General features: G+C 39.2%; 14 protein-coding genes. 13 read left to right on the top strand and 1 reads right to left on the bottom strand.

Annotated features, from left to right (window positions below; all coding sequences use genetic code 11):
* Nucleotides 1-95: 95 nt before the first annotated feature.
* Complete coding sequence (gene abc-f / locus PQ477_RS07940) at nucleotides 96-1,721, top strand: ribosomal protection-like ABC-F family protein (protein WP_274273329.1); 1,626 nt, start codon at nucleotides 96-98, stop codon at nucleotides 1,719-1,721.
* Between the two features lie 135 nt (nucleotides 1,722-1,856).
* Here abc-f and PQ477_RS07945 read toward each other — a convergent pair whose 3' ends face one another.
* A complete protein-coding gene (locus PQ477_RS07945; protein ID WP_274273330.1) occupies nucleotides 1,857-2,516 on the bottom strand; it encodes a universal stress protein in 660 nt (219 codons plus the stop codon).
* Between the two features lie 141 nt (nucleotides 2,517-2,657).
* On the opposite strand from PQ477_RS07945, the gene PQ477_RS07950 reads away from it, so the two are divergent.
* From PQ477_RS07950 to glmU, 12 genes are all read left to right on the top strand, one after another.
* Nucleotides 2,658-3,431, top strand: coding sequence for a TatD family hydrolase (locus PQ477_RS07950; RefSeq protein WP_035395096.1), 774 nt, complete (start codon nucleotides 2,658-2,660; stop codon nucleotides 3,429-3,431).
* A 125-nt stretch (nucleotides 3,432-3,556) separates the two neighbouring features.
* Entirely contained in the window at nucleotides 3,557-4,858 is a 1,302-nt protein-coding gene (locus PQ477_RS07955; RefSeq protein WP_081762139.1) for a resuscitation-promoting factor, read from the top strand.
* Nucleotides 4,859-4,953: 95 nt separating this feature from the next.
* Nucleotides 4,954-5,517 (top strand): ribonuclease M5, encoded by a 564-nt coding sequence (gene rnmV, locus PQ477_RS07960; protein ID WP_035395140.1) that lies wholly within the window; start codon nucleotides 4,954-4,956, stop codon nucleotides 5,515-5,517.
* Nucleotides 5,514-6,398 carry a 16S rRNA (adenine(1518)-N(6)/adenine(1519)-N(6))-dimethyltransferase RsmA gene (gene rsmA, locus PQ477_RS07965; RefSeq protein WP_035395100.1) on the top strand — a complete coding sequence of 295 codons (885 nt, stop codon included), beginning with the start codon at nucleotides 5,514-5,516 and terminating at the stop codon, nucleotides 6,396-6,398. Before rnmV ends, rsmA begins: the two co-directional genes overlap by 4 nt.
* Before the next feature lie 55 nt (nucleotides 6,399-6,453).
* Nucleotides 6,454-7,335, top strand: coding sequence for a sporulation peptidase YabG (gene yabG / locus PQ477_RS07970; RefSeq protein ID WP_035395102.1), 882 nt, complete (start codon nucleotides 6,454-6,456; stop codon nucleotides 7,333-7,335).
* A 371-nt stretch (nucleotides 7,336-7,706) separates the two neighbouring features.
* On the top strand, nucleotides 7,707-7,970 hold the full coding sequence (gene veg / locus PQ477_RS07975; protein WP_035395103.1) for a biofilm formation stimulator Veg: 264 nt from the start codon (nucleotides 7,707-7,709) through the stop codon (nucleotides 7,968-7,970).
* Between the two features lie 99 nt (nucleotides 7,971-8,069).
* Nucleotides 8,070-8,246 carry a small, acid-soluble spore protein, alpha/beta type gene (locus tag PQ477_RS07980; RefSeq protein ID WP_035395104.1) on the top strand — a complete coding sequence of 59 codons (177 nt, stop codon included), beginning with the start codon at nucleotides 8,070-8,072 and terminating at the stop codon, nucleotides 8,244-8,246.
* Between the two features lie 317 nt (nucleotides 8,247-8,563).
* The gene (gene ispE / locus PQ477_RS07985) at nucleotides 8,564-9,457 is read left to right on the top strand and encodes a 4-(cytidine 5'-diphospho)-2-C-methyl-D-erythritol kinase (RefSeq protein ID WP_274273331.1); all 894 of its coding nucleotides are present in this window, start codon (nucleotides 8,564-8,566) and stop codon (nucleotides 9,455-9,457) included.
* A 31-nt stretch (nucleotides 9,458-9,488) separates the two neighbouring features.
* Nucleotides 9,489-10,316 carry a pur operon repressor gene (gene purR / locus PQ477_RS07990; RefSeq protein ID WP_035395106.1) on the top strand — a complete coding sequence of 276 codons (828 nt, stop codon included), beginning with the start codon at nucleotides 9,489-9,491 and terminating at the stop codon, nucleotides 10,314-10,316.
* Nucleotides 10,317-10,330: 14 nt separating this feature from the next.
* On the top strand, nucleotides 10,331-10,702 hold the full coding sequence (locus PQ477_RS07995; RefSeq protein WP_035395107.1) for a RidA family protein: 372 nt from the start codon (nucleotides 10,331-10,333) through the stop codon (nucleotides 10,700-10,702).
* 254 nt (nucleotides 10,703-10,956) lie between these two features.
* Nucleotides 10,957-11,253 carry a septation regulator SpoVG gene (spoVG, locus tag PQ477_RS08000; RefSeq protein ID WP_035395108.1) on the top strand — a complete coding sequence of 99 codons (297 nt, stop codon included), beginning with the start codon at nucleotides 10,957-10,959 and terminating at the stop codon, nucleotides 11,251-11,253.
* 150 nt (nucleotides 11,254-11,403) lie between these two features.
* Nucleotides 11,404-12,768: a bifunctional UDP-N-acetylglucosamine diphosphorylase/glucosamine-1-phosphate N-acetyltransferase GlmU gene (glmU, locus tag PQ477_RS08005; RefSeq protein WP_060705862.1), complete on the top strand. Its 1,365-nt coding sequence runs from the start codon at nucleotides 11,404-11,406 to the stop codon at nucleotides 12,766-12,768.
* The last annotated feature ends 22 nt before the right edge of the window (nucleotides 12,769-12,790 follow it).

Here is a 12,790-nt window from a genome sequence, read left to right on the forward strand (position 1 = left end):
ACACGTCTGTCTACTCGCATACGGTAACACATGCAGCAGCGATCTTTCGCTGCTTTTTTCGTGTTTTGTTTCTTTCTTGACAAAAGGAGAAGCAAATGATTGATTTTTACGGCAAGAATATGGGTCAAAATTATGCAGGGAATCAAATTTTTGAGCAAGTATCCCTTCAATTAAATGCAGGGGAGCGCGTTGGATTAGTTGGTAGGAACGGAGAGGGAAAGTCTACACTAGCTAAGTTGATAGCTGGTATAGAAAAGCCTTCTGCTGGTGAAGTGGGTTGGCGCAAGGGATTAACAAAAGCGTTGTTAAATCAGACGCCTGACTATAAGGGGCTTTCTGTAAAGGATGTGTTAGAACTTCCTTTTTCTTCATTAAAGGAATTAGAAAAAAAGTTGAAAGGTATTGAAGTGAACTTGAGTAAGCCGCTAAGTCAGAAAGTGCTATCCCAGTTGCTAAACGAATACGCGGAATTACAAGAACGGTATAGCAATAATGGTGGATATGACTACCAATCTACTATACGTAAAGTGCTTACAGGTCTAGGGTTGCAACAGTACTTGGATCAACAATGGGAATGGTTAAGTGGTGGAGAACGATCAAAAGTAGAACTTGCTTGCTTGATCGTAAAGAAGCCTGACCTTATTATTCTTGACGAACCCACTAATCATTTAGATCTTCTTGCTGTAGACTGGTTAATTCATTGGTTGAACCAATATGATGGCAGTCTTGTCGTCATATCTCACGACCGCTTTTTTCTGGACCAAGTGATAACAAAAGTATGGGAAATGGATCAAGGTACGGTGTATGACTATAAGGGCAATTACACTAGTTTTATCCACCAGAGAGAAGAGCGATTGCTTAAAGCATTCCAGCATTATGAAAATCAGCAAAAGAAAATCAAAAAAATGAAAGAAACAATCAAGCGTTTAAAAGAATGGGCAAACCAAGCAAATCCACCTAATGCAGGTATGCATAGACAAGCAAAGAGTATGGAAAAAGCATTGAATCGAATACAACTTATACAAAAGCCTGTTCATGGAAAGAAGGTAGATCTGACTTTTACCGAATCCCACCGCAGTGGTCGAGATGTGTTTCAATTTAAGGGTGTTTTCTTTGCTTATCGTGACAACGTTATTCTTAAAGAAGCTCACTTTCTTGCGCGACACCAAGAGCGAATTGCCATTACTGGACCAAATGGGGCAGGGAAATCGACAATTTTTGAACTATTGCGCGGGAAATATTCTCCGCAACAAGGGAATGTTATGGAGGGAGCCAGTGTTTCGGTAGGCTATTTGTCACAACATATTCCTGAATTAGTTAATGAAAAGACAGTTCTAGAAGCATATCGAGAATATGCCGCTATTGATATTGGAGCAGCTCGTTCAAAGCTGGCACAGTTTTTATTTTATGGTACGGATGTGTATAAGAAAACAGAGGACTTAAGTGGAGGAGAACGAATGCGTTTGCGGTTGGCTCAACTAATGGAAGAATCCCATAATGTGCTGCTTTTAGATGAGCCTACAAATCACCTTGATATTGAATCGAGAGAAGTGTTAGAAGAAGCAATCGATCAATATGTTGGAACGGTTATAACGGTCTCCCACGATCGGTATTTTCTGAATAAGTATTTTCCTATTACGTACTGGTTACAAGAAGGGGTATTAACACGATATGAAGGATCCATTTCATATGCACAAGACGTTCGAGCTAGAATGTCATAATAACTGCTGGATCGATTGATTTACCGTTTTGAAAAGTACGAGCGAAAAAAGAAAAAAGTGCTTTCGACGAAACTGCTGTGGAAACAACAGCTAACCTGTCGTTAGCACTTTTTTTAGGGTGGTTGCATAACCGTGTCAACGATCTACTTCTTCATCATCGATGTCGGTTAAACTAGCTACTTTCCCATCATCAACTCGTACCTCTAAAAGTTGGTCATCTTTTTTTAGGGCAAAGATTCCACTATTAAAATCGGTTTGTAAATGTTTGAAGAAAATACCTTCATATGTTTGTCCGTCTAAGTCATCAAAATGAAGGTCAAAGGTGCCTTCTTCATCTTCTACTAAGTATGCATGAACACCGCGTTCAAAATTCCAGTCCTCTGTTTCCTCAGCACGCTCTTTCGGAACGACATGAAGATCAGCAAATGGGGCTTCTTCTAATAATTCGTGCACGATTGATCCACCAAGTAACTTCGCCCAAATGCTTTCGATAAACTGGCCAATTACAATTTGCGACGCGTGCAATTCTTTTGCTTTCGTTGTAATGACTTTTGTAATATCGTGATAATGTGATTTTTCTACAATAAGAGTAGCGTTAAATGTACCAGCTAATTCACGAAATAATGTCATATCCACTTCTTTATCATTTTTAAATTCTTCATCAGGTAAAGAATCAAAAACAAGTATAGTTAAAGGGGCGTTTAACTGCTTAGCTAGTCCAGCACCTCGAGTAATGAGCTTTTTTCCATTGTGTCCATAATTTACGCAAACGAGTATGTTTTCTTTTATTGACATGTATATACACTCCTTCCATCACTAAGCGATATTATTCCCTGATTTACAAGGGTTAAACGCGTTTTAAGCTCTCTAAAACAGACCCCGAATTTGAAATGCTTATCCATTTTATTTAAAATGCGTACAGAGAGGTGAAAAATCATGTTGATTGATACACATGTACATTTAAATGCAGATCAGTTTGAGGATGACGTAAACGAAACGATTTTGCGAGCAAGAGAAGCTGGCGTTAAGGAAATGGTTGTAGTCGGTTTCGATGAGAAAACCATTAATCGAGCAATGGAACTAATTGAAAAAGATGATCATATATATGCGGCTATTGGCTGGCACCCAGTGGATGCAGTTGATATGACAGATGATCATTTAAGTTGGATTGAAGAACTCTCAAAGCATCCAAAAGTAGTCGCACTCGGCGAAATGGGCTTGGATTATTATTGGGATAAATCGCCAAAAGAGGTGCAAAAAGACGTTTTTCGAAAGCAAATCGCTCTGGCAAAAAAAGTGAAGCTTCCGATTATCATTCATAATAGAGATGCGGATCAAGACGTTGTGGATTTATTAGAAGAGGAGCAGGCAAAAGAAGTGGGTGGCGTCATGCATTGTTTCGGAGGAAGTGTTGAAACTGCTGAACGTTGTATAAAGAATAATTTTTATATTGGCTTAGGAGGACCAGTTACGTTTAAGAATGCAAAGCGGCCAAAAGAAGTGGCTAAGCAAATTCCATTGAATCGATTAGTAGTGGAGACAGATGCACCGTTTCTCGCGCCTCATCCGTACCGTGGAAAGCGAAATGAGCCTGCTTATGTGAAACGAGTAGCAGAGGATATCGCTGATATACGTGAAATGTCATTTGAGGAATTGTGTCAAAAAACAACTGAAAATGCAAAGAAATTATTTGGATTAAATGAACAATAGAAAACAAATAATGCAGTGATAATGCAGGAAAATGTCAAAGATTACTGAAATATTACGTTTATGTAACGTCTGTTGACAGTGTACAGGTTGGTCTTTATAATTCAGTCCTTGAGGAGGGACTGAAAATGGACCAATTGTCAAAACACGTTGATTTAACAAATAATCGACTTCCATTACAAACAAAAACGTTTCTCGTAGTTGGCCTATTTATTGCTCTTATTTTATTTTTTACTGGCTTATACGAATGGAACAAAAAATCCGTTATTATTAACGTAAACGGAGAAGAGTCGGTTATAACAACGCATGCACAATCAATAGAAGAACTACTTCTTAGTTTAGACATAGACGTAACCGAGCATGATCTGGTCGTACCACATCTTGAGACAGAATTATCTGATGACATGAACATTCTTTACAAGCAAGCGCATATGGTCACTTTAGAAGTGAACGATGAACAAGTTCAAGTGCCGACTACGGTGGACACCATCTATGATTTTATACAGGAACAAGGATATGATTATCGCTCAGAAGACCAATTAGTACCTCATGGTGAATCAGCTATTGAAGACGGTTTGACTATTACATATAAACCTTCAGTTGAGCTTCATTTTGCATATGATGGAACGGAAGATACATACTGGAGTGCATCAGCGACTGTCGCTGACTTTTTGAAAGAAGCAAATGTGGAACTAGGTGAAGAAGACCGAGTAGAACCAAGTCTTAATGAAATCCTTGAAGAAGGCTTATCCATACAGCTAATTAGAGTTGAAAAAGTCACCGATGTCATTGAGGAGTCAACGGCGTACGAGACAATTCGTGAAAATGACGACACACTTAAAACAGGTGTAGAGCGAGTTGTTGAACAAGGCGAGCGCGGAAAACAAGAGCTTCATTATGAGATTACGTATGAAAATGGCGAAGAAATTAATCGCAAGTTAATTGATACAAAAATGGTAGCAGAGCCAAAAGAGCGAATTATTGCAGTAGGAACAAAAGAAGAAGAGGCGAAACAGTTTGTTGCGGAAACAAAAACAGCTAACGCTACCGTTAGTCAGCCGACAAAAACGAGCACGCCAAGTTCTTCAAATGAAACCAATAAACCAAAAGAACCTAGTCAACCAAAAGAAATGAATCAGGCAAAAACGATTCAAATGACAGCAACGGCTTATTCAGCTGAATGTAATGGCTGTAGCGGGATTACGGCAACAGGCATTAATCTTTTAAGTGACCGCAATATGAAAGTTGTAGCGGTTGATCCAAGTGTAATTCCATTAGGGTCTAGAGTTCATGTAGAAGGTTATGGAGAAGCGATTGCTGGGGATACTGGTGGTGCAATTACTGGAAACAAAATTGATCTCCATGTTCCGACAAGTAGTGAAGCAATGAGTTACGGACGTAAGACAGTCAATGTAACCATCCTTGATTAAACCATGAAAAGAAGCGAACGCTAGTCGCTTCTTTTTTTTTTGGTATAAAACAGCTAAAATAAAAGGAGTATATGTGATACATGAAAGAGGAAAAAATGAAGATAAAAGAAATAATCGTTGTAGAAGGACGATCAGACACAGTTGCGATAAAGCGAGCGGTTGATGCAGATACGATTGAAACAAATGGATCTGCGATTGGTGAAGACGTATTAAAACGTATAGAACTCGCCTATGAAAGAAGAGGCGTCATTATCTTAACCGATCCAGATTATCCTGGTACTCGTATTAGAAGAATTGTCAGTGAACGTGTCCCGGGTAGTAAACACGCATTTATCCCAAAAGCAAAAGCAATGAGAAACAATCGGACTTTAGGTGTGGAACATGCAAGTGATGAGGCAATTCGTCAAGCACTAGAAGATGTGCGTTCCACAGGAAAAGATCATTATAAATCGGCTATTTCTGTTAGCGATTTAATAAAGGCCGGTTTGCTGTCAGGTGCCGGAGCAAAGAAGAAAAGGGAAGCGTTAGGGGAACGACTAGCGATTGGCTATGCCAATGGAAAACAATTAAAAAAAAGACTGGATGCCTTTGAAATTACGATAGAAGAGTTTGCACAAGCATTAAAGGACATTGAGGTAACGGAGGAATTACGTACGTGAAAAAAGACATTGCGACACCAGCTCGAACGAAAGAAATATTAGCGAAGCATCGCTTTCAATTAAAAAAAAGTTTAGGACAAAATTTCTTAATTGATTTAAATATATTAAACGGAATTGTTGAAGCGAGTGGGTTTACAGAAGAAGACGGTGTCATTGAAATTGGTCCAGGTATCGGCGCACTAACAGAACAATTGGCGAAAAAAGCAAAAAAAGTCGTCGCGTTTGAAATTGACGATCGGCTTCTTCCTATATTAGAAGATACGCTGTCCCCTTATCCAAATGTGGAAGTCATTCATCAAGATGTATTAAAAGCCGACCTTGTTGACATCATCGCTTCTAAGTTTAACGACACGGAACATGTGCATGTCGTTGCTAATTTGCCTTACTATGTGACAACACCAATCTTGATGAAATTGTTAGAGGATCGCTTACCGCTTAAAAGCATTACGGTTATGATTCAAGCGGAGGTGGCTGATCGTATTGCAGCTGCCCCATCAACAAAAGAATACGGCGCCTTATCCATAGCCGCTCAATATTACTCGGATGCAAAAAAACGTCTGCATGTACCTGCGAGTGTCTTTGTACCAGCACCACGCGTAGATTCTGCTGTGTTAAAACTAACCATTCGAGATCAGCCTTTAGTACATGTAACGGATGAAGCATGGTTCTTTAAAGTGTTTCATGCCTGTTTCGCCAATCGCAGAAAAACCATTATCAATAACCTGGTTCATAATTTAGTGGGAAAAGAAAAAAAAGCATTGGCACAGCAAGGGTTGGAACAAGCAAATATAGATCCGATGCGAAGAGGCGAAACGTTATCAATTGAAGAATTTGCTGCTTTAAGTAATGAATTAGATCAACTGTTAGACGAAAGCCGTTAAAACGAGTCACAGCCCCCTATATACTCACATAGGCTAGACGAGAGGGGGCAACGTGATGACAGTGAAAACGGGTGATATAGTTGGTCGTCTCTCTTATAAATGTGATCTTTTATTTCGAGTATTGACCATTTCGAATGATGTAGTAACCCTTGTAGGGGAAGAAATGCGCTTACTTGCCGATGCGCCAATGGATGATTTAAAAGTGATGACGTTGAAGGAACGAGAAGAGGATAAAAATAAAGTGAAAGAGCAAGAAGAAGCCTCTTATCGTTTATTTCGTCAGGACGCAAAGCTCATGAAACGCAGACAAGATTATCAAACACATGCTGGTTATGAAGAAACATCACATTTCTTTGAGTTAAGAGGAAGAGTGTTACACCTCGATGGTGATGCGAACTATTTAAATCGATGTACAGATATTTACAATAAATTAGGAGTTCCTGTTTACGGTGTTCATCTTGCGGAAAAAGAGATGCCGTCCCAATTAGCTTCTTTATTAAAAATGGTGCAACCAGATATTTTAGTGGTCACAGGTCATGATGCGTATTCAAAAGCAAAAGGAAATCGAAATGACCTAAAGGCTTATCGTCACACAAAGTATTTCGCTGAATGTGTGCGTATTGCCCGTAATCATACAAAAGACCTCGATCGTTTACTAATCTTTGCCGGCGCGTGTCAGTCTCATTTTGAAACGTTAATACGAGCTGGAGCGAATTTTGCGTCTTCACCGGATCGTGTCAATATCCACGCCTTAGACCCTGTATATATAGCTTCTAAATTAAGTCGAACATCATTTTCTGATACGGTTAATTTATGGGATATTATTCGAAATACCATTACCGGCCAAAAAGGTCTTGGTGGAATTGAAACGAAAGGTAGCATGAGACTCGGATTACCATACAAAGAAGAATACGAAGATGAAATAGATCCTTCTTAGCTACTGGATGAACCGGCAGGAACTTGAGGAATAACAACATGAATGACGGGCGCTTCGATTATGAGCAACGTCAAAGCTCTTTTGAAAGCATGTCCGTCATCTTCTTACGCTATTGTTATTCTTTTTCCATGCGCGGCTTTAACGGATTTATTTACTGATGAAAGGCATGCCAAATTATCAATGGGTATATTTTTTAAAAAAAATTAATGAAAAGATGTCAATTTCTAATAAAATTGGACAAAAAACATATACTATCTACAACATATTACAATATTAGTCATTGACACAAGCATGGAACGTTGTTAAAATTATTTATTTTGACTTTCAAACCATTCCTTGGTATAATGTCTATAGTGAGGTGGTTGTGGAAAATGGCAAAGACGTTAATTGACATTAAGCGAGCACTAGATAGTAACATTGGAAAGAAAATAACAATTAAAGCAAATGGAGGACGTAAAAAATCGTCTGAACAGTCAGGTATGATTGAAGAGACGTATCCGTCTGTATTTATTGTTAAGCTAGATGAAGATCAAAATTCTGTTGAGCGTGTTTCTTATAGTTATGCAGATGTTTTAACGGAAACTGTACAATTACTATTACCAGGTGACAGCGGTAAGCCCGCAACGCTCATCTAAGAAACGAGACTTTCTTTCCAAAAAAAAGAAAGTCTTTTTTTTTTGGATTTGTGCACACTATAAACGCAGTTAATAATCAAGCAAAGGGGCGGTTTTATCATGAGCAGAAGACGAGGCGTTATGTCCGATCGCTTAAAGGAAGAAATTGCAAAAGAGCTTGGCTTTTATGACACTGTAGAAAAAGAAGGTTGGGGCGGCATTAAAGCAAAGGATGCCGGCAACATGGTAAAGCGAGCAATTGAGCTGGCTGAACAAAACCTTCATGCACGAAAATAATTACTGTGGTCTATGGTTCAGTGGTATTCCCACTGAATCGTAGATTTTTTGTTTAAACAATCTCTATTTGGGAATAGTAATACTACTAACCTATTAAATTGGAGATGATGAAAATGAGTTTACAAGAATATATTACCGAAATTAACAATATGTTGGAAGAAGCGAAGACACCTGTACATAATGAGAATAACGAGTAAATCACCCTTTTTTCACTAAGGGTGTTTTTTTATGATGCATCGAACAGGAGAAAAGGTGGTATGTTCGATTCACAAGTGATAAAATAACCTCAGCATTATGCATGTATAGAAGGTGAGAAAGTGAAGGTTTCCATTAAGGCACCGGCAAAGATTAATTTGTCATTAGATGTATTAAGAAAGCGTAACGATGGTTATCATGAAGTAAAAATGATTATGACCATGGTTGATTTAGCGGACCGAATTGATTTAACAAGTTGTGACTCTGGAAAAATAACGGTGGATGTTTCAGAGGGTTTTGTTCCAAATGACGAACGGAACTTTGCTTACCAAGCGGCCGCTTTGTTAAAGAAGAAATACAAGGTATCAGCAGGTGTTCATATTTATATTACAAAGCGTATACCTGTAGCTGCAGGACTTGCAGGCGGAAGTAGCGATGCAGCAGCAACGTTGAAAGGGTTAAATCAGCTATGGGAGCTTGGTTTGACGCTGGATCAACTAGCTGAATTAGGTGCTGAAATTGGCTCTGATGTTTCTTTTTGTGTGTATGGCGGAACTGCGCTTGCCACAGGTAGAGGTGAAATCATTGAATCCATTCCATCTCCACCACCGTTATGGGTCATCCTTGCTAAGCCACCAATTGGTGTTTCAACTAAGGAAATCTACGGTAATGTAAAGCTTCATCGGGCTAAGCATGCGGATATTGAAGCGATGCTTACAGCGCTTGAGAATCAAGATACAGACGGCATTTTCGCCCATCTTCATAATACGTTAGAAGATGTGACACTCGAATTGTATCCAGAAGTAAAGCATTTAAAGGACCAGATGAAACGATTTGGTGCAGATGCTGTGTTAATGAGTGGAAGTGGGCCAACTGTTTTTGGTTTAGTGAAAACAGAATCAAGAGTGAATCGAATTTATAACGGATTAAGAGGTTTTTGCGAAGAAGTTCACGCTGTTCGATTAATTCGTACAAGCAATACTTGTCCAAAACCGGATGAAAGTGATATCTTATAAGTATATAATTCGGTTATGGCTCGGAGGGATTATGAAAAAATTAAAACGTAGTTCACGTCTGGTTGATATGACGTATTTTTTGCTCCAACATCCACATGAAGTAATCTCATTAACGCATTTTTCGGAGCGTTACCAAGCAGCGAAGTCATCTATTAGTGAGGATTTAGTTATTATTAAAGAAATGTTTGAAGATGAAGGCTATGGAGCGCTGTTAACGATCCCAGGGGCAAGTGGCGGTGTGAAATATATGCCGAGAATGAATAAGGAAGAAGCAGAAACGCTTGTTCATCAACTAGTCCTTGATCTAAATAAGCCGGAACGTATTTTACCTGGCGGGTATCTGTACATGATGGATGTATTAGGAAATCCTAAATTGTTACATGAAGTCGGTCGATTATTTGCGGCTGCGCTGTATGATAAAGAGATTGATGCTGTTATGACGGTTGCCACAAAAGGTATTCCACTTGCATATGCAGTAGGTCAGCACTTAGGAGTACCGGTTAGTATTGTGCGGCGTGATCATAGAATTACGGAAGGATCGATGGTGAGCATTAATTATGCTTCAGGTTCATCAGACCGTATTCAAACCATGACTTTAGCAAGACGAAGCTTAGCTGCTGGTTCTAAAGTATTCATTGTGGACGATTTTATGAAAGCTGGTGGAACTATTCGCGGAATGGTTGATCTATTAGCAGAATTTGATGCAGATCTAGTAGGGATCGGCGTGCTAGTTGAAGCGGCTGAGGTGTCTGAACGGTTGGTCGATGATTACGTGTCGTTAACGAAGCTAACGAATGTCGATGCTCGCGAAAAGCAGATTGAATTGTTAAGTGGGAATATATTAGATCGATTACATTAAAAGGGGACAAAAAAATGAAAATTGTTCATACGACGAATGCACCACAAGCAATTGGACCTTACTCACAAGGAATGATTGTAAACAATATGTTCTACAGCTCTGGTCAAATTCCTCTAACAGCGGAAGGCGAACTTATAAAAGGAACAGTTGAAGAGCAAACGCATCAAGTTTTCCATAACCTTAAAGCGGTTTTAAAGGAAGCCGGCTCTTCTCTTGATAAGGTAATTAAAGCAACCGTATTCATTAAAGATATGAATGATTTTCCACGCATTAATGAGGTTTATGGAGAATACTTCTCGGAGCATAAACCAGCCCGTTCATGTGTTGAAGTTGCTCGTTTACCGAAAGATGTATTAATTGAAATTGAAGTAATTGCTTTAGTATAAAAAAGAAAAAGCTAAGCGAAACGAAAGCTTCTCTGTTTTGCTAGCTTTTTTTTGTAAAAGGAATGACGTTTATATGAAGCGATTAAAGTTGTTTTAACGTTTGTTTCTTATTACGGTTCTTGGTACGTTGTACTGAAACGAGGATGAAAGTAATTATTTTTTGAAAAATCGTAAAAAAACTTCAATTGTTTGAAGGAAAAAGGAAACCTCTCTAGAATGTAGTATACAGATAATCTATAAGAGAGGTGACCATCATGGAAATTACTGACGTAAGGTTACGGCGTGTCCAAACGGAAGGGCGTATGCGGGCAATTGCATCTATAACAATTGACCATGAATTCGTTGTTCACGATATTCGTGTAATCGATGGAAACAACGGCCTATTCGTTGCAATGCCGAGCAAGAGAACACCTGACGGAGAATTTAGAGACATTGCACACCCAATCTCCTCTAAAACTAGGGAAAAGATTCAAGTGGCTGTTATAGACGAGTACGAGCGAGTAGGAGAATATGAAGACGCTACCAATTATGAAGAAGCTGGTGCTTCGTAACAATAGGTTGAAGCTAAACCAGTCTGTGCAAAACGCAGGCTGGTTTTTTTGTATATTTTTCAAGTATGTAAAGACGTCCAGAGATATTGAAATACGTGGTGGTTTCAAGTATAGTTTTAATGATGAACATGAACGAGTGTGGAGGGGAATATGAGCGGACGATATGCAATTGTTCTTGCTGCTGGGCAAGGAACAAGAATGAAGTCAAAGCTTTATAAAGTGTTACACCCAGTTTGTGGAAAACCAATGGTCGAACACGTTGTAGATCAAGCGAAAGCGGTCGGCTTTGATGACATCGCAGTTGTTGTTGGTCACGGTGCGGAGCAAGTAAAAGAAGCGATCCCAACTGGCGCTTCCTTTGTACTGCAAAATGAGCAACTTGGTACTGGGCATGCGGTACAGTGTGCAGAATCATTGTTGAAAGGGAAGAACGGTACAACAGTGGTCCTGTGTGGTGATACGCCATTAATAACAGCCGAAACGTTAAAGACTCTGATTGCGTTTCATGAACAGGAAGCAGCAAAAGCAACTATCTTAACAGCATATGCCGACAATCCACATGGATATGGACGAATTATTCGTGGCTCAAACGGTGAAGTCGATAAAATAGTTGAACAAAAAGATGCATCTAGCGAAGAGCTTCGTGTGAATGAGATTAATACAGGTATTTACTGTTTTGATAACAATACGTTATTTGACGTATTACAAATGGTGACAAATGAGAATAAACAAGGTGAATACTACTTACCAGACGTAATTGGACTCTTAAATAAAAAAGAGGAAAAAGTGTGTGCCTATGTTACACCAACAATGGAAGAAACCATTGGTGTAAATGATCGAGTTGCCCTAGCGCAAGCCGAAAAAGCGATGCAAGCACGAATTAACATGTATTGGATGACACAAGGGGTTACGTTCATTGATCCGAACACGACATATATATCCGTTGATGCAACACTAGCACAAGATACGACACTATTTCCGAACGTTAGTATAAAGGGTAACTCTAACATTGGTGAAGATTGCATCATAGAGTCAGGTAGTGAAATTCACCATTCTGTCATTGAGAAAGGCGTTCACATTCGATCCTCTTATATTTATAATAGTTATGTACACGAAGGTGCTACTATTGGACCTTTTGCTCATATACGGCCTGATTCGACTGTCGGTAAAGAGGTTAAAGTCGGTAATTTTGTGGAATTGAAGAAAGCAAGCATCAATGACCGTAGTAAAGTATCCCATCTAACGTACATTGGTGATGCGGATATTGGCAAAGATGTTAACATTGGATGTGGGGTCGTGACGGTCAATTACGATGGCACAAACAAGCATCAAACAATCGTGCATGACGGTGCGTTTATTGGCTCAGGATCAAACCTAGTCGCACCTGTTGAGATTGGGAAGCATGCATTTGTAGCAGCTGGTTCAACGATAACAAATCATGTAACGGATTACTCACTGGCTATAGCACGAGCTAGACAAGTAGATAAAACAAATTATATAAAAAAAGATCAATAACATTTACTGGAGGTAACACAAG

The sequence above is a fragment of the Shouchella hunanensis genome (genome assembly GCF_028735875.1).
GTDB classification, from domain to species: Bacteria; Bacillota; Bacilli; order Bacillales; family Bacillaceae_D; genus Shouchella; species Shouchella hunanensis.

Excerpts from the sequence above, each read along its gene's own strand:
- spoVG (WP_035395108.1), top strand. The coding sequence starts at position 10,957 with ATGGAAATTACTGACGTAAGGTTACGGCGTGTCCAAACGGAAGGGCGT.
- glmU (WP_060705862.1), top strand. The coding sequence starts at position 11,404 with ATGAGCGGACGATATGCAATTGTTCTTGCTGCTGGGCAAGGAACAAGA.
- PQ477_RS07980 (WP_035395104.1), top strand. The coding sequence starts at position 8,070 with ATGAGCAGAAGACGAGGCGTTATGTCCGATCGCTTAAAGGAAGAAATT.
- abc-f (WP_274273329.1), top strand. The coding sequence starts at position 96 with ATGATTGATTTTTACGGCAAGAATATGGGTCAAAATTATGCAGGGAAT.
- rnmV (WP_035395140.1), top strand. The coding sequence starts at position 4,954 with ATGAAGATAAAAGAAATAATCGTTGTAGAAGGACGATCAGACACAGTT.
- veg (WP_035395103.1), top strand. The coding sequence starts at position 7,707 with ATGGCAAAGACGTTAATTGACATTAAGCGAGCACTAGATAGTAACATT.
- PQ477_RS07955 (WP_081762139.1), top strand. The coding sequence starts at position 3,557 with ATGGACCAATTGTCAAAACACGTTGATTTAACAAATAATCGACTTCCA.
- PQ477_RS07950 (WP_035395096.1), top strand. The coding sequence starts at position 2,658 with ATGTTGATTGATACACATGTACATTTAAATGCAGATCAGTTTGAGGAT.
- purR (WP_035395106.1), top strand. The coding sequence starts at position 9,489 with ATGAAAAAATTAAAACGTAGTTCACGTCTGGTTGATATGACGTATTTT.
- yabG (WP_035395102.1), top strand. The coding sequence starts at position 6,454 with ATGACAGTGAAAACGGGTGATATAGTTGGTCGTCTCTCTTATAAATGT.
- PQ477_RS07945 (WP_274273330.1), bottom strand. The coding sequence starts at position 2,516 with ATGTCAATAAAAGAAAACATACTCGTTTGCGTAAATTATGGACACAAT.
- PQ477_RS07995 (WP_035395107.1), top strand. The coding sequence starts at position 10,331 with ATGAAAATTGTTCATACGACGAATGCACCACAAGCAATTGGACCTTAC.